This is a genomic window from Microbacterium sp. USHLN272 (assembly GCF_037149655.1).
Lineage (GTDB): Bacteria > Actinomycetota > Actinomycetes > Actinomycetales > Microbacteriaceae > Microbacterium > Microbacterium galbinum.
Window position 1 is genome coordinate 550878 of sequence record NZ_JBBCRA010000001.1, and the last position, 24879, is coordinate 575756.

A 24879-nucleotide genomic window follows, 5' to 3' on the forward strand; every position below is an offset into this window, starting at 1 on the left:
GAACGCTACCTCATGCGTCAGTGCGGGCGTACCGGCGCGCGCGCCCCTGAACCCCGATGAAGTGGAACGGCGCCGGCGATGTCGGCGCGATCTCACGGTCGACCTCGCTCGACGCCGAGTGCGCGGCGTGCAGCGCCCGATACGCATCGACGTCGAGCGGCTCCCGGGAATCGAGGATGCGCTTCGTCGCCTCGGTACGGAGTGCCGTGCGGTAGCCGGGACGAATTCGCAGCGAGAAGAACTCGCCGATGCTGCCCGAGCCGTAGCTGTACATCCCGACGCGCCGATCGGTCACGTCGTCTTCACCGTCGAGAAGGGCGGCGAGAGCGAAGTAGAGGGATGCCGTGTACGAGTTGCCCAACCGACGGTTGTAGCGAGTGGTCGACTCCATCTGAGCGGGCGTCAGCGCGGCGCCGGTGTGCACCGCCAGGCGCTGGTGCGCCTTCACCGCCATCCGAGTGAACGGCTGGTGGTGGCAGAAGTAGTCGATCGACTCGATCGCCGCGCCCCCGCGCGCCCGATAGTCGTCCCATGCCCCGACGAAGGCGTCGAGATAGGCGTCGATCGAGAGCTTGCCGTTCACGACGGCCGTGTCACTGTCGTTCGGTCGCCAGAAGTCGTCGACATCGGCGGTGTGGATGCCGGTGGCCGGCTCGACCTCGGCGATCGCGGGATTCTGCGTGACGAGCATCGCCACGGCACCGGCGCCCTGCGTGGGCTCCGCGGCGGTGTCGACCGCGTATCGGGCGACGTCCGCCGCGATCACGAGCACCGACTCCTCCGGTTGGCGCGCGACGATCCCGAGGGCGAACTGCAGAGCGGCCGTGGCGGAGTAGCAGGCCTGCTTGAGCTCGACGACGCGCGTCGCGGGGTCCAGTCCGAGGAGCTCGTGCACGAACACCGCCGCCGACTTCGACTGATCGACGCCCGACTCGGTCGCGAAGAGCACGGTGCGGATGCCGGAGGCTCCATGGCGCTCGACGATGGGCATCGCGGCCGCGGCCGCCATCGTGACGATGTCCTCATCGGGGGCGGGGACGCTCATCTGATCCTGACCGAGGCCGATCCGATACTTGTCGGGATCGATGCCGGCGCGCTCCGCGAGGAGGGCGAGATCGAGAACGCGGCTCGCGGTGGCGATGGACAGGTCGTGGATGCCGACGACGGTCACTTCGCACCTCCCTGACGACGCTCGAGCAACAGATGCGAGGCCATGAGTTCTCCCTGGTTGGTCTGGGCCGCGAGCAACGACAGCTCGCCGCACAGCACCGTCGCGGCGATGAGCGAGGCGAGGCGGCGGGCGTTGCCTCCGGGCGCGCGCTCCTCGCGGCAGCCGAGACGCTCGAGCGCGTCCTCCACGGTCGGGAGGTCCTTGCCGTTGCCGACGGTGCCGACGATGAGGTTCGGCAGCGTGCAGGAGAAGAGCAGGTCGCCGTCTCCCCGCTCCTCCGCATAGGTGATGCCCTGCGAGCCCTCGACGATGTTCGCCGCGTCCTGCCCCGTGGCGAGGTAGAACGCGAGGAGCATGTTCGCGTAGTGCGCGTTCGCGGAACGCAGCGCCCCGGCGATCGTGGAACCCACGAGGTTCTTGCGCACGTTCAGTTCGACGATGCGACGGGCCGTCGAACGCAGCTGCTGCTCGACGATGTCGGCGGGGATGAGGATCTCGGCGATCACGTTGCGCCCCCGACCGAGGATGCCGTTCACCGCGGTGGCCTTCTTGTCGGAGCAGTAGTTGCCCGAGATCGAGCCGTACTCCAGCTCGGGGTGCCAGGCGAGAACCCGTTCCATGAGCCCCTCGGCTGCCAGAGTCACCATGTTGTGGCCGGACGCGTCGCCGGTCGTCAGCGCGAACCGCACGAACAGCAGGTGTCCGACGATCTCGGTGTCGAGGTCGATGAGGCGCGCATGACGGCTGCGCTCCGCGACGACCGCTCCGAGCTCGTCTCGGCGCGCCTCGATGCTGCGGGCGGCAGCGACCGCATCGGCCGCCGATGGCGCGACGAACAGCGAGGATCGCGTCATCCGCTCGTCCACCACGGTGGTGCGGATGCCGCCGGCGACGAGCCGCGATACCCGGGCGCCCCGCCCGACCGACGGCCACAGCGGCGACTCGTAGGTCGCGAGCGGCACGGACTGCTCGCCCTCGACCTCGCCGCTGAGCAGCAGCGGACCGACCCAGCGCGTGGGGATGGGGGTGAACAGGGCGTCGGACATGGGGAGCCTTTCGGTCATCGTGCGTCGGAGCGCCGCGAGAGGGCCGCGAGGTCGATGCCCCGCGCGCGGCAGAAGTCTGCGGTGTCGCCGGTGACGACGAGATCGGTGCGCACCAGATCGGAGGTCGCCGCGGCGCCGAGGAGCGCCGAGAGCGCTGTGAGATGCGTGGTCCATTCCACGAGGCGCGAGGCCAGCGCCTCGGGACCGCCGTCGAGCACCGTCTTGAGGAACGGGCCGGACACGCCCACCGCCCGTGCGCCGAGCGCCAGGGCGCGCACGGCATCGAGCGGTGTGCGCACGCCGCCGGAGGCGAGGAGGACCGGGGCGGATCCCGGGGCGTCGATCAGGCACTCGACGGCCGACTGCCCCCATCCCGCCAGGTAGGCGTAGCCCTCTCCCCCGCGGCGGGCGTTCTCGACACGGACGAAGTCCGTTCCTCCGCGACCGGACACGTCCGCGGCGGCGACGCCGAGATCGGTGAGGAGGGCGAGCGTGCGGGCGCTCAGCCCGAAACCGACCTCCTTCACGACCACCGGCACGTCGACGGCCGCCACCAGGGACTCGAGCGATCGCTGCCACGACGAGAACGCGCGGCGTCCCTCGGGCATGACCGTCTCCTGCACGCTGTTGACGTGCACCTGCAGGGCGTTCGCCTCGATCAGATCGATCGCTCGGCGCGCGTCGTCCGGCGTGCGTTCGACACCCAGATTGGCGAAGAGGAACCCGTCGGGATGCTCTTCGCGGAGCACACGGAACGTGCGGCCGAGAGAGGGATTCTCCATCGCGACGCTCATCGACCCCGAAGCCAGCGGCACTCCCGCCTCCCGCGCGGCGATCGCGAGGTCGCGGTTGATGCGTCCGGTGCTCTCGCTTCCGCCGGTCATCGCGTTGACGTAGAGGGGCACGCTCCAGCGTGCTCCCAGCAGATCACCCGCGAGGCTGACACGCTCGGCGTCGATCCCCGCGAGGGCGTGATGCACGAACGCGACGTCGTCGAAGCCGTTCGATGCGATGCGCGCCTCGTCCTGCTGGGCTGCGGCGAGCCGCACGTGATCGTCCTTGCGCTCAGAGGACATCGAGCACCCCCTCGGGCGGGTGCACGCCGATCGTGAGGTGCCGCACGTCGTGATGCTCCCACTCGCGGAAGATGTCGGCGAGATCGGTGTGCACGGGAGCGAGCACGATGCCGCAGTCGCCGCCGCCCGCGCCGGAGGGCTTCGCAGCCGCCCCTGCCGCCTCGGCGATATCGCACAGCACCGCGAGCTGCGCGGTCTCGATCGGCAGACCGGCCTGGGCGCCGAGGCGCTGCAGCAGCCGCCGGGCTTCACGGATGCCGTCGAGCGTCGCCGCGTCGTCGCCGCGCGAGAGCGACTCCCACAGGGCCGACACGCACGCGCGCGAGTCGAGCAGGAACGCGGGGTGATCGACCGCTCCCGCCAGCGTTCGGCGGCCGAGCTCGTCGACGAGTCGCGCCGTCGACGCAGGTTCACCGGTCCAGCCCACGACGAACCGCAGCTGCTCCGGCGGATGCAGACGCACGATCTGGAGGCCCGCCCAGAGGTTCTCGTCCGCGAGCAGCGGTGCGATCGGTCCGTTCTCGGATCTCTCTCCGAGGAGGTCCCGGTCGGGCGCGCGATACCCGATCCATCCGCCGAAGGCGCTCGCTGCCAGATCGCCCCCCGATGCGCTGGGGTTGACCCGGATCGTCGCGAGCATCGACAGCTTGAACGCCGCCAGGCGATCCAGGCCCAGCCCGTAGAACTCGTCGAGTGCGCGCACGGTCGCCACCGTGACCGCCGCCGAGGAGCCCAGGCCGAACTTGCGTCCGCTGACGTCGTCGAGACCGCTTTCGATCCGCAGATCGAAGAAGCGCGGGGCGACCCGCAGGTCGGCGCGGAGCCTCTCGACGATCGTGATCGCCGCCAGCACGTAGTCGTAGGGGTGGTGCTCCGGATCGATGCGCAGTCCGTCGGCACTGCGGGTCCACAGCAGCGGCGAACGCCCGTACTCGGGCGAGTGGATGCTCCCGGCTCCGACGCTCTCCGACACCGAGACCGACACGTACCGGTCGACGGCGACGAGCACGGAGGGCTCGCCCGGCGAGACGACCGCGTACTCCCCCGCGATGAACAGCTTGCCCGGTGCGCGGACCGTGATGACCGGGCTCATGCGAGCACCTCCACTCCGGGCCCCGGACGCGCGATCATGGTCTCCGCGAGCGGACGGACCGCCGCGGCCACGGCATCCGCGTCCTTCGGTCGACACAGGAACACGACGTTGGGCCCTGCATCGGCGGTCGCGTAGACCGGCAGACCGTCGGCTCGGAGCGACTCCGCGAGGTCGAAGAGGGCGACGCTCACCGGCGACAGGTACCGCACGGGCGGATCGCACGACTGGATGACCGCGTGCATGCGGAGCGCGTTCGTCTCGGTGATCCGTCCGAGACGCTCGACGTCGCCGTCACGGCTGGCCTGCACCGCGGCCGACAGCGTCTCCGTCGTCGACGAGACCCACGCGGGGTAGAACGGCGACGTGAGCGCCGTCCGCTTCATGGCGTCGCGGCTCGAGACGGCTTTCTCCTCGGAATTCACGATCGCGATCACCATCGCGAGATCGGGGGCGTCGAGCGGCTCGGCGAACGACTCCTCATCACTGCCTGCGTGCCACACCGCGAACCCCGGGATCACCGATCGCGCCGCGGATCCGGACCCGCGGCGGGCGAGTCGGCTGAGCGCCGTTCGGTCGAGGTCGAGGCCGTACGCACGCGACGCCGCCGCGGCGAGGGCGGCGAACCCCGACGCGGAGGACGCGAGACCGGCGGCGGAGGGCACCGTGTTCACGGAATCGACCACGGCTGCGGTCCGGGACCCGGCCATCTCCCGCACGATGTCGAGGAAGCGCACGACACGATCACGGACCACTCCCGCACGGACCGCTCCGTTGAGCACGACCTCGTCGTGCGCGGCATCCGGCGCGAGCGTCACGGTCGTGGTCGTGGGGAACACGTCCAGCGTCATCGAGAGGCTGCCCGTCGCGGGCAGGTTCAACGCCGTGTCCGCTTTTCCCCAGTACTTGACGAGGGCGATGTTCGGGTGGGCGCGGGCCGTGACGGCGGTCATCGCGTTCCTCTCAGTTCGGTGGTCCAGGTGGCGGCGGCGCCTCGTCCGCGAAGGTCGTGCGCGAGCTCCGTCGCATGATCGGGATCACGCGCCAGCACGAGCACGCATCCTCCCCGACCGCCTCCGGTGAGCTTGGCTCCGAGCGCGCCGCCCGTGCGGGCGATGCCGGCGAGCCGGTCGAGCGCGGGATCTCCGACTCCCAGCTCCCCGAGCAGCGCATGCGCCTCGTCCATTCGGACGCCGATCTCCTCCGGCCTCGGGGATGCCAGCGCCGCCCGACCCTCGCGGGCGAGCGCTCCGAGCCGATCGAGCCGCCGCTCCACGGCGATCGGATCGGCGTCGCGCAGCGCGCGGACGGCGGCGACGGCCTCGCGCGTGCGTCCCCGCACTCCGGAGTCGGCGATCACGAACGACAGGGGACCCGCGACCTCGAGATCGTGCGCACTGCCGTCCTGGAACCACACCGGCCGGTCGGAGACGACCGTGCGTGCGTCGAGCCCGCTGGGCGACGTGTGCGCGGCGCGTTCCGCGATCTGGATCAGATGATGACGTTCGGTGGGATCGAGTTCGTGACCGAAGGCGGCGGCGACGGCCTGCACGATGGCCGCCGACACTGCGGCGCTCGATCCCACACCGCGTTCCGCGGGCAGGTCGCTCTCGACGTGCATCCGTACCCCGGAGCCGTCGGCGCCGACCGCGCTCATCGTCGCCTCGACCGCGCGAGCGGTGGAGGCGAGGCGGTCGGGAACCCGACCGAGGTCACCGGTGTAGAGCGCGCTGTGCAGAAGACGGCGCTCGGGCAGCGGCTCCGCCTCGGCACGAACGCGAAGATCGCGCAGCGGAAGGGCGATCGCGGGGTGCCCGTAGACGACGGCGTGCTCCCCGAAGAGGATCGCCTTGCCCGACGCGGTGCCTACGCCGATCACCGGGTCGCTGTCGTGCGCGCCCCTCTGCGGAGCGGCGAAGGATTCGCCCGGTGTTCTGCTGTCGTCGGAAGCCGTGATTCTCATCTTTACTAAGGCAAGCCTAATCCACTGTCACGGCACGGTAGGGCGGGTGGGACTTGAACCCACGATCGTCGGGTTATGAGCCCGCTGCCTTGACCAGCTTGGCCACCGCCCCGTGTACGTCCAGCCTAGCGGTGCCCCGGGTCATACCTCCGTCGCGCGCGCGTGCACCTGCTGGTGCGCGAGATAGATGTCGGCGTTCGCGAGCAGTCCGGCACGCTCCTCCTCACTCAGGGCGCGACGCACCTTCGCAGGAACGCCCGCGACGAGAGATCCGTCCGGCACCTCGGTGCCTCCCAGCACGACGGCACCGCCCGCGATCAGACACCCGCTCCCGATCACCGCGCCGCTGAGGATCACCGCCCCCATGCCGATCAACGAACCGTCGCCGATCGAGCATCCGTGCACGACGGCGTTGTGCCCGATCGACACATGGCGCCCGATCAGCACCGGGTGTCCGGCGTCCACGTGCACCGAGACGTTGTCCTGCACGTTGCTGCCCGCTCCGATCACGATCGAGGCCGAATCGGCCCGGAGGACCGCGTTGTACCAGACGCTCGACGACTCTGCGAGAGTGACGTCGCCGACGATGCGAGCACCCTCGGCGACGAACGCCTCGGGATCGATCGACGGCTCCCGATCGGGGAGGGCGAGGACGGATGCTCCGGATGCGATGCTCATGAGGCGAGACTATCCTCACATCCCCGTGATTCCGCGGACTTTCGGGGCGGTTAGCGGAGCCTCAGCTTGCTTGCGGAATGTTTCAACCTGAGTAGCGTTGTCTTCATCAGGTACGAAAAGGCACCTCGGAGGAGCACAAGATGAGCAAGGTACAGACCGTTTCCACCACCGCCAGCGACCCCACCGTGGCTGCTGCCGCCGCACAGTTCCTCTCGCCCGTCGTCCTGGGCCTGCAGGCGCTCACGATCAACGGCAAGCAGGCGCACTGGCACGTGCGCGGCGCCAACTTCGTCGGCGTCCACGAACTCCTCGACACGATCGTCGCCCACGCCGGCGACTTCGCCGACACCGCGGCGGAGCGCATCGTCGCCCTCGGTCTCCCGATCGACGCCCGCGTGAGCGCGGTCGCCGCGAAGGCCGGCGAGACCGGCGTCCCCGCCGGCTTCACGCAGTCGGACGAACTCGTCCGCGCCGTGATCGCCGACATCGACGCGATCCTGGTCGACACCAAGGCCGCGATCGACGGCCTCGACGAGGTCGACCTCACGAGCCAGGACGTCGCGATCGAGATCATGCGCGGCCTCGAGAAGGACCGTTGGTTCCTCGTCTCGCACATCGCCGCGTAATCTCGTCGCACGAGAACGAGAGAAGGGCCCCGGGATTCGATCCCGGGGCCCTTCGTGCTGTTCAGGCCCGGTGGGTGACGCGACCGGCGAGCAGTGTCGCGACCACCGGCATGTCGCGCAGGTGCGTCCCCGTCGCTCGCCGCGGATCCGCGGCGCACAACGCCAGGTCGGCGGGAGCTCCGGGAACGCTCGTCGATCGGATGCTCGCCTGCAGCGCCTGATCGAAGGTCACCGCCTCCTCGGGATGCCAGGCGTCGCGCGCGTTCTCGGTACGTGTGACGGCGGCGGCCATCGCCTGCCAGGGGTCGAGGGCAGCCACCGGCGCATCGGAACCGAACCTCACATCGGCACCCGCGGCGAACAGCGATGCGAGCGGGTACCCCAGGGAATCCTGCGTCGCCCACAGCCGCTCCGCGAGATCGCGGTCGTCGATCGCGTGCTGCGGCTGCACACTCGCGGTGACGCCGAGTCGGGCGAATCGCGCGAGATCGGCGTGCCGGACGAGCTGCGCGTGCTCGATGGAGCCCACGGCTCCGGTCATGGCGAAGGCGTCCAGCGCGGTGGAGGCCGCGCGATCGCCGATCGCATGCACGGCGACGGCGAGGCCCGCGCCGGTCGCGGTGGTGAGCAGTCCGATCAGCTCCTCGCGGGGAACCGTCATCACCCCGAAGTTGTAGGGATCGCCCGGGTACGCGTGCGTGCACGCCGCGGTCCGCGTGCCGAGCGAGCCGTCGCTGATGATCTTCAACGGTCCCACCCGGATGAGGCCTCGTCGCGCCTGCGGAAGGTCCGCATCGTCGACGAGCTCACCGGTACGAAGACCCTCCGCCACTGCCCGAGCCAGGTCGAACGGGTACACCGCGAACTCCACCCGGTGCGCGGCGAACCCGCTCGCGACACGGCGCGGCCAGGCATCCGCGTTCCAGGCCATGTCGAAGTCGACGATCCCGGTCACCCCGCGAGCTGCGGCCTCCTCCCCCGCTCGCTGCACTGCGCGGTCCGCATGCTCGGGGTCGACCGCGTTCAGACGGCGCGAGATCTCGAATGCCCCCTCCTCGCGCAGCACCCCATCGGTGGTCGACATGCCCTCGCGCCGTAGCGCCGCGGAGTTCAGCCACACGCTGTGCACGTCAGCGTTGATGAGGTACGTCGGCACCTCACCGGTCGCTGCGTCCAACACGGCGAGCGTCGGGCGGTCGTCCCAGAGCGCGTCGCGATACCCCGTTCCCACGCGCCGCCCGTCCGACAGAGGCGCGACCGCCCCCATCCGGGACGCCGCCTCGGTGGCCGAGAGAGTGTCATCCAGCGATTCGCGCTCGGCCGCCAACGCCCACTGCACCGTGTGCACGTGGTTGTCCCAGAGCCCCGGCACCGCCCACGCCCCCTCGGCATCGAGCACCGCACCGGTCGGGCGCAGGGCGCCGGCGGGCGCGATGTCGGCGATCCGTCCGTCCGCGATCACGATGTCCACCGGCTCCTCGTCGATCAGGTACTCACGACCGGGTCCGGCGATGCGAACCCCGCGGATCATCCCGACCTCGTCACCGACGACGCTCATGCCCGCTTCTCCTTCCGTGCGTCCTGCGCCCGACGCATCTCCGATGCCAACGCCGGGTTGGCGTACGGCCCCTCGCCGTTCAGTTCGCCGATGACCGTATCGATCGTCTCCGCGGGCTTGTTCTGGCTGAGCTTGCGCTTCGCGACCACGCGCGTCGGGGTCAACCGGAAGCCGACGGTGCCGGCCGCAAGACGCTCGATGAAGGCCGCATCGTTCGGCCGCTCCCACATCCGTCGCGGATCGGGAAGCTCACTCTCGAAACGGTCCACGAGACGGTCCAGCACCGCGAGGTTCTCGTCGGCGCTCAGGATCTCGGGCACGCCCGACAGATGCACCGCCGTGTAGTTCCACGTCGGCACAGCGGCCACATCGCCGTACCAACCCGGCGAGATGTAACCGTGCGGCCCCTGGAAGACGATGAGGATCTCACCGTCGCCGAGTCCGTGGATGAGGTCATCGGGCCGGCCGACGTGACCCACCACCGTCAGGTCGTCGCTCGCGTCGTCCAGCAGTACGGCGTAGTGCGAGGCGACGAGTCCATCGGCGGTGCTGCTCGTGATCGTGGCCCAGGGATTCGCCGCGATCACGCGACGGATCTCCGCCCGATCGGCGAGAGTGAAGCTGGGATTCTGACGCATCCTCCCAGCCTAGGACTCGACTCGATCCCGGGCTCTCACGCCTGGCAGCGCGGGCACCAGTAGAGCTTGCGCGCGCCGATCTCCTCGAGGGCGATCTCGGTACCGCACACGCGACACGGCAGACCCGCGCGGTGGTAGACCCAGTGCCTGTCGTCACGGCTCGCCATGGCCGCTCGATACCGCTCGGGCGACAGGTCGTCCATCGTCATCATCTGGCCGGTCTCGACGCCGATCGCCAGCAGCCGCACCCAATTGTGCCAGAGGGCACGCACGACGTCCTCGGGAACGTCACGTCCCGGGGTGTGCGGGTTGAGCCGCTGCCGATAGAGCATCTCGGCGCGGTACACGTTTCCGATGCCGCTCACGACCGACTGGTCCATCAGCAGGAGGGCGATGACGGTCTGCTTCTTCCGCACTGCGCGGACGAAGCGCTCCTCGTTCTCGACGGGGTCTCCGACGAGCGGGTCCGGTCCGAGCTTCGCGATGGTCGCGAGCATCTCGTCGGGGGTCTGCAGGACGCACGCGGTGGGGCCGCGGAGATCGGCGGCGGTGATGTCGGTCATCAGACGCAGCCGCACCTGCCCGACCACGGGTGGCGGCCACTCCACGCCCTCGTCGGCGAGGCCCTTGGTCTGCTCCGACATGCGCACGTGCACGCGCGTGCGCCGCGGGGCGCCGATCGATGCGAGCGAGTTCTCTCCGGCGTCGTCGAGGATCTCCTCGTCGATGACCGTGCCGCGCTGGTTGGTCTGCCCCATCCGACCGTTCGCCGAGGCGATCGTCGGGTCGACGAGGATCTCGCCCGCGAAGTCCCAGGCGCCGTAGAGGCCGAGGTGCACGCGCAGCCACACGTCGCCCTCGGCCTCGAGGAACATCTGCTTGCCGACAGCCTGCACGCTCACGGCGGACCGGCCGTCGAGAACCGCGGCCCCTTCGGCGAATCGGCCCTGCGGGCTGGAGGCGGAGAGCGTCTTCCCGATGAAGTTGCGGTCGAACTGGCGCGCGATCCGGTGGACGGAATGACCCTCGGGCATGTCAGGCCCGCGGGTCCGGCAGCAGTGAGCCGTCGCGCTCGAAGTCGGCGATCTGCCCGACCCGGCGAACGTGGCGCTCCTCGCCCGAGAAGGGCGTGGCGAGGAAGAGATCGATGAACGACGTGACCTCGTCGTACGTGTGCTGACGGGCGCCGATCGAGATCACGTTCGCGTCGTTGTGCTCGCGGGCGAGCTCGGCGGTCGACAGGTTCCAGACGAGCGCGGCGCGGATGCCCTGCACCTTGTTCGCCGCGATCTGCTCGCCGTTGCCCGACCCGCCGAAGACGATGCCGGCGGCTTCGATCCCCGCGGCCTGGTCCGCGACGACGGCCTGTGCGGCACGGATGCAGAACGCCGGGTAGTCGTCGAGCGCGTCGTACGCGATCGGCCCATGATCGGTGACATCGTGGCCCGCCGCGCGCAGATGCTCCTGCAACTGGGTCGAGAACTCGAGACCGGCGTGATCGGTGGCGATGTGGATGCGCATGGCCTTCATTCTATTGACGCCACCGACATCGTGTCGGACTACGGGGCGACGCCCGCGGCCGCCGGCTTGAAGCCGGCGCGCACGTTCTCGCAGCAGCCGGGACGGCAGACGTCGAAACCGCCCGGAAGGTCGGTCAGGTGCTGGCGCTCACTCCGCGGACGCCCCTCGAGACGCTCCTGGATCAGGTCGACGATCCCGGCGACGAACGTGGGCGACACACCCGGGGTGGGCGTGCGGGTGAAGGCGAGTCCCGCTTCCTCCGCCGCTTCCTTGGCCTCGGTGTCGAGGTCCCAGAGCACCTCCATGTGGTCGCTCATGAAGCCCAGCGGAACGACGGCGACGGCCCGGCGTCCGCGCCCGGGCAGCTCGGCGATGACGTCGCACACGTCGGGGTCGAGCCATGGCTGCGACGGGGGGCCCGAGCGCGACTGGTAGACGAGCTCCCACGACACACCGGCACCGGTCGGCAGCGTCTGCAGCACGCGGTCCATCACCCAGGCCGCGACGGCCTCGTGCTGCGCCGCGTACGCGCCGCCCTCACCCCAGTCGATGTCGCGAGCGCCGGAGCGCTGCGCGTCCTCCGTCGGGATGCTGTGCGTGGAGAACAGGATCTGGATGTCGGATGCCGCGATCCCGTCGGCGAGGAAGCCCTCGATCGCTTCGCGGACGCCGGTCTCGAAGGCGTCGACGAATCCGGGGTGGTCGTAGAACGGGCGGATCTTGTCGATCGTGACGCTTTCACCGAGGCCGGTCTCCTGCAGAACGCCCGCGAAGTCCTCGCGGTACTGCCGGCAGCTCGAGAACGAGCTGTACGCGCTCGTCGCGAAGGCGAGCAGCGTCGAGTGGCCGTTGTCGGATGCCGTCGTCACCGCGTCCGCGAGATACGGCGTCCAGTTGCGGTTGCCCCAGTACACGGGCAGATCGATGCCCCGCGCGGCGAGTTCGGCTTCGAGCGCCGCCTTGAGTGCGCGGTTCTGGCCGTTGATCGGACTCACGCCGCCGAAGTGACGGTAGTGATGCGCGACCTCTTCGAGCCGCTCGTCGGGGATGCCGCGCCCTCGCGTCACATTGCGCAGGAAGGGGATCACGTCCTCCTGCCCCTCCGGTCCGCCGAAGCCGGCGAGGAGGATCCCGTCGTAGGCGACGGGGGTCGTGACGATGGCTGCACCTCCGGCCGCGGCAGCAGAGGCAAAGGGGACGACTACGGGTTCGATCGCGCTCACCCTCCTATCCTTTCACCTCGACGGAGTGGCGAGGGTCGCGCGCTGGCGTAGTCTGTCATGGTTGCCGTCGGCGCCAACTGCGCCATTCCCCGGCGACGACCCCTCACCCCTGGGAGTAAAGCTGTGCCTGGAGAGAACCTCACCCGTATCGAAGCGCAGGAGCGTCGCGACGTCGTCGGCACCGAGTCGTACGACATCGCACTCGACCTGACGAAGGGCGCCGAGATCTTCGGATCCCGGAGCGTCGTCCGCTTCACCGCGACGCCCGACAGCTTCACGTTCATCGACCTGATCGCGCGCGATGTGCGCGAGATCTCGCTCAACGGCGAGCAGCTCGACCCGAACGAGGTCTTCGCGGACTCGCGCATCACCCTCACGGGCCTGCAGGCCGAGAACGTGCTGGTCGTCGACGCCGACTGCCTCTACACGAACACGGGCGAGGGCCTGCACCGCTTCGTCGATCCCGTCGACGGCGAGGTCTACCTCTACTCCCAGTTCGAGGTGCCCGACTCCCGTCGCGTGTTCGCGGTGTTCGAGCAGCCCGATCTGAAGGCCACGTTCCAGTTCACGATCACGGCGCCCGCCGCCTGGAAGGTGATCTCGAACTCCCCCACGCCCGAGCCCATCGTGCACGACGACGACGTCACCGCGACCTGGGGCTTCGAGCCGACCCCCCGCATCTCCTCGTACATCACGGCCCTGATCGCCGGCCCGTACGAGTCGACCTTCTCCGAGCTCACGAGCGCATCCGGCCGCGTCATCCCCCTCGGTGTCTACGGACGCAAGAGCCTCTGGCAGCACCTCGACGCCGACTACATCTTCGACAAGACCCGTGAGGGCTTCGCCTATTACGAGTCCAAGTTCGGCGTTCCCTACCCGTTCGCCAAGTACGACCAGCTCTTCGTGCCGGAGTTCAACGCCGGAGCCATGGAGAACGCCGGCGCTGTCACCTTCACCGAGACCTACGTCTTCCGCAGCAAGGTGACGGATGCCGTGAAGGAGCGTCGTGTCGTCACGATCCTCCACGAGCTCGCACACATGTGGTTCGGCGATCTGGTGACCATGAAGTGGTGGAATGACCTCTGGCTGAACGAGTCGTTCGCCGAGTGGGCGTCGACCATCGCGACCGCCGAGGCCACCGAGTGGACCGAGGCATGGACGACCTTCAACGCGATGGAGAAGACCTGGGCGTACCGCCAGGACCAGCTCCCGTCGACGCACCCGATCGTCGCCGAGATCAACGACCTCGAGGACGTGCAGGTCAACTTCGACGGCATCACGTACGCCAAGGGCGGCTCCGTGCTCAAGCAGCTCGCCGCGTGGGTGGGCATCGAGGCGTTCTTCGCCGGTGTCTCGCAGTACTTCCAGAAGCACTCGTGGGGCAACACCGAGCTGAGCGATCTGCTCGTCGAGCTCGAGGCCACCAGCGGACGCGACCTGAGCACGTGGTCGAAGAAGTGGCTCGAGACCGCGGGTGTCAACACCCTCGAGCCCGTCATCGCGGAGGACGGCAACGGCACGATCTCGCGCTTCGCCGTGACGCAGACCGCCCCGGCCGACTACCCGACGATCCGCCCGCACCGTCTGGGCATCGGGTTCTACAACCTGACCGACGGTGCACTCAGCCGCACGCACTACGTCGAGGTCGACGTCGACGGCGATCGCACCGAGGTGCCGGAGCTGCAGGGCCAGGCCCAGCCCGACCTCGTGCTGCTGAACGACCAGGACCTCGCCTATGCGAAGATCCGCCTCGACGAGCGCTCGCTCGCCACGGCCATCGCGCACCTCGCCGACATCCACGATCCGCTCGCGCGCTCGCTCGTCTGGGGTGCGGCGTGGGATCAGACCCGCGACGCCGAGAGCGCGGCATCCGACTACATCGATCTCGTGCTCGGCAACATCGGCCGGGAGAGCGAGTCGACGACCGTGCGCACGACGCTCGCGCAGCTGCGCACGGCGGCGACGCTCTACGTCGCGCCCGAGGAGCGCGACGCGGCGCGACTCAAGGTCGCCGACGGCCTGTGGGCACTCGCCGAGTCGGCCGAGTCCGGCAGCGACAGCCAGCTGCAGTTCGTCACCGCCTTCGCCACCTCTCTCGTGACGCCGGAGCACGCGGGCATCGTCGGTCGCCTGCGCTCGGGCGAGGAGACGCTGCCCGGTCTCGAGATCGATGCCGACCTGAGCTGGCAGCTGCTGGTGGGCCTCGCGACCATCGGGGCCACGGATGCCGCGACGATCGACGCCGCTCTCGCCGCGGACAACACCTCCAAGGGTGGCGAGTTCGCCGCGCAGGCACGTGCGGCTCTCCCCGACGTCGCATCCAAGAAGGCGGCGTGGGCCTCCCTCGTCGACCGTGACGATGCCCCGAACACGATCGTCCGCTCGGCGGCTCTGGGCTTCGTGCACCCCGCGGGTGCCGAAGCTCTCCGCGAGTTCGTCGGGCCGTACTTCGAGATGCTCCTCCCCGTGTGGGAGTCGCGCACCTATCAGATCGCGCAGTACCTCGTGACGGGTCTGTTCCCGACGGCACTGGCCGATGTCGCTCTTCGCGACGCGACGCGCGCGTGGCTGTCCGAGCATCAGGATGCCGCGCCGGCGCTGCGCCGCCTCGTGCTCGAGAACCTCGCCGACGTCGAGCGCGCGCTCACCGCGCAGTCCCGCGACAGCGACGACTGAGCGTCTGCGTGACGGGGCCCGGGGTGCGTCTGACGACGTCGCCCCGGGCCCCTTCTCGTACCCAGCCCGCACCGAGACCCGATCGCTAGAATCGGTGGCGATGATCATTCCGTTCGAGAACACCGATCCTGTCGAGCCGACCGACGTCCCAGCGATCTGGGAGGAGACGCTCCGCGTGTTGGGGATCGTCGGAGGCAAAGCACTCCTGGTCGCGATCATCGTCGTGAGCTGCGTGCTCATCGCCCTCGTTCTGCGCGTGGTGATCCGTCGGGTCGTGCACCGCATCGTCGACAGCGCGAAGAACAAGGCATCCGTCGACGACACGCAGGCCCTGGAACGCTCGCCGCTCGCCGACATGCGCCTCGTGCAGCGCACACGCACCCTGGGGTCGATCCTTCAGAACATCGTGAACGTGATGCTGGTGATCATCGCGCTCGTGCTCATCGTGAACGCGATCGACAACAGCCTGCTCGGCTCCCTGACACTGCTGACCGCCGCGGTCGGTGCCGGCCTCGGTTTCGGCGCCCAGAACATCGTCAAGGACGTGCTGAACGGCATCTTCCTCGTCGCCGAGGATCAGATCGGCATCGGCGACGTCGTCGACCTCGGTCTCGCGACCGGCGTGGTCGAGTACGTGAGCGTGCGCATCACGCAGGTGCGCGATGTCAACGGCACCCTCTGGTACGTGCGCAACGGCGAGGTCCTGCGCATCGGCAACATGTCGCAGGGCTGGGCCCGCGCGATCATCGACATCGGCGTGCCCGTCGACTCCGATCTCGAAGTGGTCGAGCAGACGATGCTCGACACCGCCCTCGCCCTCGCGAAGGACCCGAAGTGGCGCACCCGGATCGTCGAGAAGCCCGAGCTGTGGGGCCTGGAATCGATCGAGGGCGACGCCCTCGTCGTGCGCATCGTGATCAAGGCCCGCGCGAACGCGAAGGACGATGTCGCGCAGGAGCTGCGCAAGCGTCTGCGCACGGCGCTGGCCGAGAAGGAGGTCGCGATCCCCCGCATGCAGGCCGTGATCCCCACCGGCCTCGACGGAGCGCGACGCGTCCGCGGAGCGAATCCCCCCAAGACGCGTCCGAACGCGGTGACCGGCGTTCCGGTGATCCCCGACCGCGGGATCTGGCGGCGCAAGAAGCCCACGACGGGCGACGGGAGCACGGAGAAGTGACGTTCTACGACGAGGTCGGCGGCCGTGAGACGTTCGCGAAGATCGTCTCGGTGTTCTACCGCGAGGTCGCGATCGATCCGGTGCTGAAGCCCATGTACCCCGAGGAGGATCTCGGTCCCGCGGAAGAGCGCCTGCTGCTGTTCCTCGAGCAGTACTGGGGAGGGCCCACCACGTACGGGGAGACCCGTGGGCACCCGCGGCTGCGCATGCGCCACATGCCGTTCCACGTCGACCCCGACGCCCGCGATCGTTGGCTCCGCTGCATGCGCACCGCCGTCGACGAGGCGGAGTTGTCGCCTCTGCACGAATCCACGCTCTGGGACTACCTCGAGCGCGCCGCGTATGCCATGGTGAACACGTTCGAGCCGTCGGGAATCGGTGCCGGCGCCGACGGACGGCCCACGCTCGAGACCCGCTCACGTCAGGAATCAACGGAGACACCATGACGAACACGCCCCTGTCCACGGATGTCCTGGTGATCGGATGGGGGTTGGCCGGACTCGTCGCCGCCTCCGAGGCGCTCGACGCCGGTCGCCGCGTCGTGCTCATCGATCAGGAGCCACGCACGAACCTCGGCGGACAGGCGTGGTGGTCGTTCGGCGGACTGTTCTTCATCGATTCCCCCGAGCAGCGACGCCTCGGCATCCGAGACTCGATCGAGCTCGCGACGCAGGACTGGTTCGGCTCCGCCGGTTTCGACCGCCCGGAGGACGAGTGGCCGCGCCGATGGGCGGAGGCCTACCTGCAGTTCGCCGCCGGGGAGAAGCGCGCCTGGCTGCGCGAACGGGGCGTCGGCTTCTTCCCCGTCGTGGGATGGGCGGAACGCGGAGGCTACGGGGCGATCGGCCCCGGAAACTCCGTGCCGCGTTTCCACATCACCTGGGGCACCGGTCCGGGAGTGGTCGCTCCCTTCGCGGCCCGGGTCGAACAGGGCGAGCGCGAGGGGCGGCTCACCGTCCTGCCCCGCCATCGCGTCACCGCACTCCTCACGGCCGACGGCGCCGTATCGGGTGCCCGCGGCGACATCCTCGCCTCGACCGGCGAGGAGCGCGGAATCCCCTCCTCCCGAGAGATCGTCGGCGACTTCGAGATCCGTGCGGGCGCGACGATCGTGGCCTCGGGCGGCATCGGCGGCAACCACGATCTGGTGCGTGCGGCCTGGCCCGAGCGGCTCGGCACTCCCCCGGCCCACATGCTCACCGGCGTGCCCGCCTACGTGGACGGTTCGATGCAGCGCGTCTCCGCCGAGGCCGGCGCCCGGCTGATCAATGGCGACCGCATGTGGCACTACGTCGAGGGCATCACGAACTGGGATCCGGTCTGGCCGTCGCACGGCATCCGCATCCTCCCCGGTCCCTCATCGCTCTGGCTCGATGCGACCGGCTCGCGCCTGCCCGTACCGCTGTACCCGGGCTTCGACACGCTCGGCACCCTGGCTCATCTGCGCACGACGGGCCACGACCACTCGTGGTTCGTGACCTCCCGTCAGATCATCGAGAAGGAGTTCGCGCTCTCCGGGAGCGAGCAGAACCCGGACCTCACGGGCAAGGACGTCGGGCTGCTGCTGAAGTCGCGTCTCGCCAAGGGACCGACCGGCCCCGTCCAGTCGTTCCTCGATGAGGGCGCTGACTTCATCGTCGAGAACGATCTGGAGTCGTTGCTCGAGCAGATGCAGGCCCATCCGGGCGGAGAACACCTCGACATCGACACCGTGCGGCGCGAGGTGCAGGCGCGTGATCGGGAGATCGAGAACGACTTCACCAAGGATGCCCAGATCGGCATGCTCCGCTCGATGCGCAGCTATCGCGGAGACAAGCTCATCCGCACAGCCGCGCCGCATCGTCTGCAGGACCCGTCCGCCGGCCCCATGGTCGCCGTGAAGCTCCATGTGCTCACCCGCAAGTCGCTCGGAGGCATCCAGACCGATCTCGACGGGCGTGCGCTCGACGGCCAGGGCTCTGCCATCCCCGGTCTCTTCGCGGCAGGCGAGGCGAGCGGCTTCGGCGGCGGCGGCGTGCACGGCTATCGCGCGCTCGAAGGGACGTTCCTGGGCGGCTGCCTGTTCTCCGGACGGCAGGCAGGACGCGCCGCGGCGCGATGAGCCGGCAGCGGGCGCCCTAGATCGAGCCCTGGAGTCCCGTACCCCGCACGGCGGTGAGTCCGGTCGCGACGGGACCGCGCGCGAGCACATGCCCGCGACGGAATGCGAGGCGCGACCATCGCCCCGAGCGCGTCACCGGCACCTGCTCCTCACCCGAGATGAATCCCAGCGCGTCGGCCGCGAAGGCGATCCCGCGCGGCAGGCCCGCCAGCTCCTCGTCCGGTTCGCCCCAGATGGCCGCACGCAACGCGCGGACGGCTTCCTCTCCGGCGCCGGGAGTCGCACCGCGCGCGACGGCGGAGATCCCCCACTGGGCACGATTCGCGATGACGGATGCCGGAAGCGCGGCGATCTGCTCCCATCCGCTTCGCGGCGGCGCGACACCCGCCCACGCCGGGGAGAGACCCGTCTCGGGTAGTGCGAGTCGCACGTCGTCGTCACCGGCTGTGAGTCGGTCGACCACGATGTCGCACTGCAGCTCGGGATCGGCATGGACGATGCGCATCGCCAGCACGGTGGGGGTCTTGTCGAACAGCCCCTGCGGAGCGAGCGCCGCGGTGGTCAACGCGAGAACTCCGTTCGCCGCCTGCAGACGCACCCCCTCGTCGGTGATCCGCGCCGCCCGTCCCAGGAAGGTGAGGACGTCTTTCGCGGTCTCGCGGTCGGCGAGCAGGAGGTCGTGGGGCACGGGTTCTAAACTATCAACGGAGCGGCGGTCCGGCCGCGGAGAGGGAGATATGAGCGCGGAGAGCCACGCCGTCCGCACCGTCGAGCAGTTGCTCGAGGTGCTCGATCTCGATTCGACGCAGGCGCGTACGACGGAGGACATCTTCACCGGCGCGTCGCACCCGATGCCCACCGGCCGTATCTACGGCGGCCAGGTGCTCGCCCAGAGCCTCATCGCCGCCGAGCGCACGCTCCCCGAGGACCGACCGGTGCATTCGATGCACGGCTACTTCCTGCGCCCGGGCGATTCCGCACAGGGGATAACGATCGCGGTCGATCGTATCCACGACGGGCGGTCCTTCTCCACCCGGCGGTCGCAGGCGTACCAGAACGGGGTGCCGATCTTCTCGATGATCGCCTCGTTCCAGGACGAGGATCCCGGCGTCGAGCATGCCGAGCCGCTACCCGAGGGAATCCCCGATCCGGAGGCACTCGCCCCGGATGAGGCGACGGTCGAGGGTCTACCCGGCGGGACGGTGCGGATGCTGACCGACCGCGCTGCCGACATCCGTCACGTCGACCACCCGCTCTACCTGCCGAGCGGTGACGAGCGGGCACCCCGTCAGGCGGTGTGGATGCGGATGCGTGCACCGCTTCCCGACGATCCGCGCCTGCACCGCGCGGCTCTCGCGTACCTCAGCGACATGACGATCCAGGAGTCGATCCTGCGGGCGCACGGCGTCTACTGGGCGCTTCCCGGGCTGAAGGTGGCGAGCCTCGACCACGCGATGTGGTGGCATCGTCCGGCGCGGGTCGACGAGTGGTTGCTCTACGTGCAGGAGTCGCCGAACGCCCGCGGGGGTCGCGGACTCGCGACGGGACGCATCTACACGCGTGATGGAGCTCTGGTCGCGAGCGTCGCACAGGAGATCATGATCCGCGTGCCCGAAGGCGCCTGATCCCCGATCCAGCGCTCGACCCGCTCAGCGGTGCGCGTACTCGATCGACGCGCCGACGTAGGGTTCCCACGCCTCGCGCATCTCTCCGGTGAGGCGGGTCGGCCGCCCGGTGCGGGCATCGACGAGCACGATGATCGCGGTCGAGCGGGCGTAGATGGTGCGCGGCTCGGACGCGGGGTCGTTGTGCACCTCGTAGCAGACCTCGACGCTCGATCCGCCGAGCTTGCCGAACCACATCTGCACCTCGAGCGGCCGGCGCTGGTACGGCACCGGCGCGAGGTACTCGATCTCCTGGCGGGCGATGAGCGTGAGCACGCCCTCATCGATCCCCGAATCGAGCACAGCGGTCGAGGGGGCTTCCTCCCCCGGTCCCGCACGCCAGAACGCCCGCACGCGCGCCTCTTCGAGGAGCTTGAGCATGGAGGTGTTGTTGACGTGGTTGAATGCGTCCAGATCTCCCCACCGCAGGTGGATGGGAATGTGCAGACGAGGACCTGCCGCTGTGCTCGAATCGGACATCGGCGCTCAGTCGCGCGTGAGCTTGCGGTGCGTCGACCGGTGCGGCTTCGCCGCGTCCGGCCCGAGGCGCTCGATCTTGTTCTCCTCGTAGGCCTCGAAGTTGCCCTCGAACCAGTACCACTGGTCGGGCTTCTCGTCGGTGCCTTCGTACGCCAGGATGTGCGTGGCGATGCGGTCGAGGAACCACCGGTCGTGCGTGATGACCACGGCGCAGCCGGGGAACTCGAGCAGCGCGTTCTCGAGCGAGCTAAGCGTCTCGACGTCGAGGTCGTTGGTGGGCTCGTCGAGGAGTAGCAGGTTGCCGCCCTCCTTGAGCGTGAGGGCGAGGTTCAGACGGTTGCGCTCACCACCGGAGAGCACACCGGCCTTCTTCTGCTGGTCCGGCCCCTTGAATCCGAACTTCGACACGTAGGCGCGCGACGGGATCTCGGTCTTGCCGACGGTGATGAAGTCGAGTCCGTCGGAGACGACCTCCCACAGCGTCTTGTCGGGGTCGATGTTCGCCCGAGACTGGTCGACGTAGCTGATCTTGACCGTCTCACCGATCTTCAGGGTGCCGCCGTCGAGCGGCTCCAAGCCCACGATCGTCTTGAACAGCGTGGTCTTTCCGACGCCGTTCGGGCCGATCACGCCGACGATGCCGTTGGGCGGCAGGTTGAAGCTGAGTCCGTCGATGAGAGAGCGACCGTCGAAGCCCTTCTGCAGGTTCTTCGCGTCGATGACGATGCTGCCGAGTCGAGGACCGGCGGGGATCGTGATCTCCTCGAAGTCGAGCTTGCGGGTGCGCTCCGCCTCGGATGCCATCTCCTCGTACCGGGCGAGACGCGCCTTCGACTTGGTCTGACGCCCCTTCGCGCTGGAGCGGACCCACTCGAGCTCCTCCTTGAGGCGCTTCGCGAGCTTGGCGTCCTTCTTGCCCTGGATCTCGAGGCGCTCGCCCTTCTTCTCGAGGTAGGTCGAGTAGTTGCCCTCGTAGCCGATCAGGCGACCACGGTCGACCTCTGCGATCCACTCGGCGACGTGGTCGAGGAAGTAGCGGTCGTGGGTGATCGCGATGACCGCGCCCTTGTACGCCTGCAGGTGCTGCTCGAGCCAGAGCACGCTCTCGGCATCGAGGTGGTTGGTGGGCTCGTCGAGCAGCAGCAGATCCGGCTTCTGCAGCAGCAGCTTGGCGAGAGCCACGCGGCGCTTCTCACCACCGGAGAGTGGAGCGATCGCCGCATCGGCCGGCGGGGTGCGGAGCGCATCCATCGCCTGGTCGAGCTGGGAGTCGAGGTCCCATCCGTCGGCTGCGTCGATCTCTTCCTGCAGGGTGCCCATCTCGGCGAGGAGGGCGTCGAAGTCGGCGTCGGGATCGGCCATCAGCGCCGAGATCTCGTTGAAACGGTCGACCTTCGCCTTGATGGCGATGCCGTCCTGGATGTTCTCGATCACCGTCTTGGATTCGTCGAGCTCCGGCTCCTGCATCAGGATGCCGACGCTGAACCCCGGCGAGAGCTTCGCCTCGCCGTTGGAGGGCGTGTCGAGGCCGGCCATGATCTTGAGGATCGTCGACTTACCGGCACCGTTCGGGCCGACCATGCCGATCTTCGCTCCGGGGAGGAAGGCCATCGTGACGTCATCGAGGATGAGCTTCTCGCCCACCGCCTTGCGCGCACGGACCATCGAGTAGATGTACTCTGCCACCGGGAATCGCTCCTTCTGTCGGCGTCTGATCGACACTCCAGCCTACCGGCTGGAGTGCGGGTCACCAGTCGATCGCGCGCGTGGTGCCGATGAGGCATCGCCCCTCGGCGAGTTGCGGCATCACCTGCGCCACCAGCTGGCCCGTCGACGGACCGACCTGGCCGATGAGGCACTCGGTGTCGCCCCAGCGCACCGAGAACTGCAGACTCTCGGCCGCGTTCCCCACGGTCGACTGGTCGTTGGTGACCTGCATCGCCGCTTTGTCGAAGCCGACGCCCACGAGCGCGTCGATGTACGCTCGCCCCTCGCCGCGCTGCTCCGAATCCCACACGCCCTGTGCGGTCTGAGTGAAGATCGGGAGGTTGTCGTCGGCGGAGCCGTCGGGCACGAAGGCTACTTCCACGGGGGCGTCGGTCGCCGAGGGCGACGGAGCCGAAGACGTGGGCGCGGGATCGGGGTCGCCCACACAGCCCGCGAGCACGAGAACAGCGGCCGCAGCGACGGACGCACCGACGACCGCGCGTATGACGGGGAGGACCGATCGTCGAAGCACGCCCCGAGTCTACGGGGACGTGCCGACGATCGCCGTCACACGACACGGCGGGAGTCGCGGCCTCTCGCGGGCTCAGTAGAGTGCCGTCGCCGTCGCTTCCTCGTCCACCGCGGGGGTGTCCGTCTCGGCCCATGCCGTGTCGAGCGCGAGCGGCGCGGACTCCTCGTCGCCGCGAGTGCCTCCGTGCGTATCGTTCGCCGCGGCCGGCGCCTCACTGGTCGGCGTCGTGCGGCTCGAACGGAGGTAGGCGGTCGTCCCCCACCGGAGGTCGTGCCCGATCGCATCCGCGTCGATGTCGACGCTCGTGCCGCTCTTGCCGTTGCTCTCCCAGTTGCGGATCCGCAGACGCCCGGTGACGATCACGCTGTCGCCGGAGCGCAGCGAGGCCTTCGCATGCTCGCCGAGCTGCCGATACGCGGCGACGGAGTACCAGTTCGTTCCGGAATCGACCCAGGCCTGGGCCGACTGATCGAATCGGCGATGGGTGCTCGCGAGACGGAAGTTCGTCACAGTGACGCCTCCGCCCGTCTGCGCCTGGTTGGGGTCGGTCGCCACCTTGCCGACGATCGTCACGGTATCCATCATCTCGTTCTCCTTCGCTCCCGAGTCTTCCGCTCGGCTCGCTCCAGACTGCGCCAGGCAGATGGCACAGCGGGACGCGGATCACGCGGTTGGTGGACGAACGGGAATCCCCGGTCAGCGTGCAGGAAGAGTGCCCCCGGCCGTCGATCCGAATGTCGGTGGTCGGTCATACGTTCGAGGTGAGAGGAGAACTCATGAACGACACACTGATCGCACCCACCACCGCACAGCCCTGGACGACGCCCCGCATCGCCTCGACGCGTGAACACCTGATCCGCGCCGCCGATCAGTTGTGGCGTGTGCAGGACAATGCGTCCGGTCGAGTCCTCGGCCACCTTCGCGTCGCCACCGATCCGCTCGGTCTGCGCTATCGCGCCGAGCGTCTCCACCTCGAGACCGGTGCGTTCCGACTGATCGGCGAGTTCTGGCGGGTCGACGACGCGGTATCCGCGCTGCGTTACTCGTGAACCGATGACGCAGTCGTGCCCCCGGCAGGATTCGAACCTGCGACCGGCGGATTAGAAGGCCGCTGCTCTTCCGCTGAGCTACGGAGGCGAATAGCACTACCGTACCGTGCTCGCGCTCCGATGTCGGAGCCGTCGATAGTATGACGGCATGGTATCTGCGTCGGAGAACGATCGTCTCGTATGGATCGACTGTGAGATGACGGGGCTCGATCTCTCGATCGATGAACTCGTCGAGATCGCCGTCGTCATCACGGACTTCGAACTCCAACCCGTCGATCCCGGATTCCAGATCGTGATCCGCCCGAGCGCCGCCTCGCTCGAGAACATGAACGACTTCGTGACCAAGATGCACGAGAAGTCGGGCCTGATCGAGGAGATCCCCCTCGGAGTGACGCTCGAAGAGGCTGAGGCGCAGACCCTCGCCTACATCCGTCGCTTCGTCCCCGTCGAGCGCAAGGCGCCCCTCGCCGGCAACACGATCGGCACCGATCGCATGTTCCTCGCGAAGTACATGCCGACAATCGATCAGTGGCTTCACTACCGCAACGTCGATGTGTCCAGCATCAAGGAGCTCTCGCGCCGGTGGTACCCGCGAGTCTTCTTCCAGGCTCCGTCCAAAGACGGCGGGCACCGCGCGCTCGCAGACATCCTCGAGTCCATCCGTGAGCTCCGCTACTACCGGGAGGCGGTGTTCGTCGACGAGCCCGGCCCCTCGAGCGACGACGCGAAGACCATCGCTCAGCGCACCGTGTCGGAGTTCACCCCAAACATGTAATAGACTCGTCTGGTTGCCTGCTCCGGTAGGCACATGGTGGGTATAGCTCAGCTGGTAGAGCGCTGGCTTGTGGTGCCGGATGTCGCGGGTTCGAGTCCCGTTACTCACCCCATACGAAAGGCCCGAGT

25 protein-coding genes and 3 tRNA genes are annotated in these 24879 nt (G+C 68.9%); 9 read left to right on the top strand and 19 right to left on the bottom strand.

Annotated features, from left to right (window positions below; all coding sequences use genetic code 11):
* Positions 1-10: 10 nt before the first annotated feature.
* From WFJ97_RS02775 to WFJ97_RS02810, 8 genes are all read right to left on the bottom strand, one after another.
* The gene (locus WFJ97_RS02775; RefSeq protein ID WP_336640402.1) at positions 11-1171 is read right to left on the bottom strand and encodes a hydroxymethylglutaryl-CoA synthase; all 1161 of its coding nucleotides are present in this window, start codon (positions 1169-1171) and stop codon (positions 11-13) included.
* A complete protein-coding gene (locus WFJ97_RS02780) occupies positions 1168-2217 on the bottom strand; it encodes a hydroxymethylglutaryl-CoA reductase (protein ID WP_336640403.1) in 1050 nt (349 codons plus the stop codon). The genes WFJ97_RS02775 and WFJ97_RS02780 overlap by 4 nt, the downstream gene beginning before the upstream one ends.
* Before the next feature lie 14 nt (positions 2218-2231).
* Complete coding sequence (gene fni / locus WFJ97_RS02785; protein WP_336640404.1) at positions 2232-3293, bottom strand: type 2 isopentenyl-diphosphate Delta-isomerase; 1062 nt, start codon at positions 3291-3293, stop codon at positions 2232-2234.
* Positions 3283-4386 (bottom strand): phosphomevalonate kinase, encoded by a 1104-nt coding sequence (locus WFJ97_RS02790; RefSeq protein WP_336640405.1) that lies wholly within the window; start codon positions 4384-4386, stop codon positions 3283-3285. Before WFJ97_RS02790 ends, fni begins: the two co-directional genes overlap by 11 nt.
* Positions 4383-5336, bottom strand: coding sequence for a diphosphomevalonate decarboxylase (gene mvaD / locus WFJ97_RS02795; RefSeq protein WP_336640406.1), 954 nt, complete (start codon positions 5334-5336; stop codon positions 4383-4385). The genes WFJ97_RS02790 and mvaD overlap by 4 nt, the downstream gene beginning before the upstream one ends.
* On the bottom strand, positions 5333-6346 hold the full coding sequence (mvk, locus tag WFJ97_RS02800; RefSeq protein ID WP_336640407.1) for a mevalonate kinase: 1014 nt from the start codon (positions 6344-6346) through the stop codon (positions 5333-5335). The genes mvaD and mvk overlap by 4 nt, the downstream gene beginning before the upstream one ends.
* Positions 6347-6384: 38 nt before the next feature.
* A tRNA-Ile gene (locus tag WFJ97_RS02805) sits at positions 6385-6458 on the bottom strand.
* 29 nt (positions 6459-6487) lie between these two features.
* Positions 6488-7024 (bottom strand): gamma carbonic anhydrase family protein, encoded by a 537-nt coding sequence (locus WFJ97_RS02810; protein ID WP_336640408.1) that lies wholly within the window; start codon positions 7022-7024, stop codon positions 6488-6490.
* A 140-nt stretch (positions 7025-7164) separates the two neighbouring features.
* On the opposite strand from WFJ97_RS02810, the gene WFJ97_RS02815 reads away from it, so the two are divergent.
* Positions 7165-7650 carry a Dps family protein gene (locus tag WFJ97_RS02815; protein ID WP_247622542.1) on the top strand — a complete coding sequence of 162 codons (486 nt, stop codon included), beginning with the start codon at positions 7165-7167 and terminating at the stop codon, positions 7648-7650.
* Between the two features lie 61 nt (positions 7651-7711).
* On the opposite strand, the gene WFJ97_RS02820 is transcribed toward WFJ97_RS02815, so the two are convergent.
* The 5 genes from WFJ97_RS02820 to WFJ97_RS02840 are packed head-to-tail and all read right to left on the bottom strand — an operon-like array spanning position 7712 to position 12590.
* Positions 7712-9208: an amidohydrolase gene (locus WFJ97_RS02820; protein WP_336640409.1), complete on the bottom strand. Its 1497-nt coding sequence runs from the start codon at positions 9206-9208 to the stop codon at positions 7712-7714.
* Entirely contained in the window at positions 9205-9846 is a 642-nt protein-coding gene (locus WFJ97_RS02825) for an FMN-binding negative transcriptional regulator (RefSeq protein WP_336640410.1), read from the bottom strand. The genes WFJ97_RS02820 and WFJ97_RS02825 overlap by 4 nt, the downstream gene beginning before the upstream one ends.
* 35 nt (positions 9847-9881) lie before the next feature.
* Positions 9882-10880, bottom strand: a complete 999-nt coding sequence (locus tag WFJ97_RS02830) for an Fpg/Nei family DNA glycosylase (protein ID WP_336640411.1) — start codon at positions 10878-10880, stop codon at positions 9882-9884.
* Between the two features lies 1 nt (position 10881).
* Positions 10882-11367 (bottom strand): ribose-5-phosphate isomerase, encoded by a 486-nt coding sequence (locus tag WFJ97_RS02835; protein ID WP_336640412.1) that lies wholly within the window; start codon positions 11365-11367, stop codon positions 10882-10884.
* Positions 11368-11405: 38 nt separating this feature from the next.
* Complete coding sequence (locus WFJ97_RS02840; protein ID WP_336640413.1) at positions 11406-12590, bottom strand: ferrochelatase; 1185 nt, start codon at positions 12588-12590, stop codon at positions 11406-11408.
* A 123-nt stretch (positions 12591-12713) separates the two neighbouring features.
* Here WFJ97_RS02840 and pepN point away from each other — a divergent pair, with 123 nt between their 5' ends.
* From pepN to WFJ97_RS02860, 4 genes are all read left to right on the top strand, one after another.
* Positions 12714-15266, top strand: a complete 2553-nt coding sequence (gene pepN / locus WFJ97_RS02845) for an aminopeptidase N (RefSeq protein ID WP_336640414.1) — start codon at positions 12714-12716, stop codon at positions 15264-15266.
* A 100-nt stretch (positions 15267-15366) separates the two neighbouring features.
* The gene (locus tag WFJ97_RS02850) at positions 15367-16443 is read left to right on the top strand and encodes a mechanosensitive ion channel family protein (RefSeq protein ID WP_336640415.1); all 1077 of its coding nucleotides are present in this window, start codon (positions 15367-15369) and stop codon (positions 16441-16443) included.
* Positions 16440-16889 carry a globin gene (locus WFJ97_RS02855; protein ID WP_247622550.1) on the top strand — a complete coding sequence of 150 codons (450 nt, stop codon included), beginning with the start codon at positions 16440-16442 and terminating at the stop codon, positions 16887-16889. Before WFJ97_RS02850 ends, WFJ97_RS02855 begins: the two co-directional genes overlap by 4 nt.
* On the top strand, positions 16886-18544 hold the full coding sequence (locus WFJ97_RS02860) for an FAD-binding dehydrogenase (RefSeq protein WP_336640416.1): 1659 nt from the start codon (positions 16886-16888) through the stop codon (positions 18542-18544). Before WFJ97_RS02855 ends, WFJ97_RS02860 begins: the two co-directional genes overlap by 4 nt.
* Before the next feature lie 16 nt (positions 18545-18560).
* Here WFJ97_RS02860 and WFJ97_RS02865 read toward each other — a convergent pair whose 3' ends face one another.
* A complete protein-coding gene (locus tag WFJ97_RS02865; RefSeq protein WP_336640417.1) occupies positions 18561-19232 on the bottom strand; it encodes a hypothetical protein in 672 nt (223 codons plus the stop codon).
* Between the two features lie 49 nt (positions 19233-19281).
* On the opposite strand from WFJ97_RS02865, the gene WFJ97_RS02870 reads away from it, so the two are divergent.
* Positions 19282-20169: an acyl-CoA thioesterase gene (locus WFJ97_RS02870; RefSeq protein ID WP_336640418.1), complete on the top strand. Its 888-nt coding sequence runs from the start codon at positions 19282-19284 to the stop codon at positions 20167-20169.
* 24 nt (positions 20170-20193) lie between these two features.
* On the opposite strand, the gene WFJ97_RS02875 is transcribed toward WFJ97_RS02870, so the two are convergent.
* The 4 genes from WFJ97_RS02875 to WFJ97_RS02890 all read right to left on the bottom strand — a co-directional run bounded on the left by WFJ97_RS02875 (position 20194) and on the right by WFJ97_RS02890 (position 23512).
* Positions 20194-20688: an acyl-CoA thioesterase gene (locus WFJ97_RS02875; protein WP_247622554.1), complete on the bottom strand. Its 495-nt coding sequence runs from the start codon at positions 20686-20688 to the stop codon at positions 20194-20196.
* A gap of 6 nt (positions 20689-20694) precedes the next feature.
* A complete protein-coding gene (gene ettA, locus WFJ97_RS02880; protein WP_247622555.1) occupies positions 20695-22374 on the bottom strand; it encodes an energy-dependent translational throttle protein EttA in 1680 nt (559 codons plus the stop codon).
* A gap of 61 nt (positions 22375-22435) precedes the next feature.
* Entirely contained in the window at positions 22436-22927 is a 492-nt protein-coding gene (locus tag WFJ97_RS02885) for a DUF6993 domain-containing protein (protein WP_336640419.1), read from the bottom strand.
* A 72-nt stretch (positions 22928-22999) separates the two neighbouring features.
* Entirely contained in the window at positions 23000-23512 is a 513-nt protein-coding gene (locus WFJ97_RS02890; protein WP_336640420.1) for a single-stranded DNA-binding protein, read from the bottom strand.
* Between the two features lie 191 nt (positions 23513-23703).
* Between WFJ97_RS02890 and WFJ97_RS02895 the strand changes: the two genes are divergently transcribed.
* Positions 23704-23976, top strand: a complete 273-nt coding sequence (locus tag WFJ97_RS02895) for a hypothetical protein (protein ID WP_247622558.1) — start codon at positions 23704-23706, stop codon at positions 23974-23976.
* 16 nt (positions 23977-23992) lie between these two features.
* On the opposite strand, the gene WFJ97_RS02900 is transcribed toward WFJ97_RS02895, so the two are convergent.
* Positions 23993-24064: transfer RNA gene (locus WFJ97_RS02900), tRNA-Arg, on the bottom strand.
* A 60-nt stretch (positions 24065-24124) separates the two neighbouring features.
* Here WFJ97_RS02900 and orn point away from each other — a divergent pair.
* Both orn and WFJ97_RS02910 read left to right on the top strand, forming a co-directional pair.
* Positions 24125-24751 (top strand): oligoribonuclease, encoded by a 627-nt coding sequence (gene orn, locus WFJ97_RS02905; RefSeq protein ID WP_247622559.1) that lies wholly within the window; start codon positions 24125-24127, stop codon positions 24749-24751.
* A 36-nt stretch (positions 24752-24787) separates the two neighbouring features.
* Positions 24788-24863, top strand: a tRNA-His gene (locus WFJ97_RS02910).
* Positions 24864-24879: the final 16 nt, after the last annotated feature.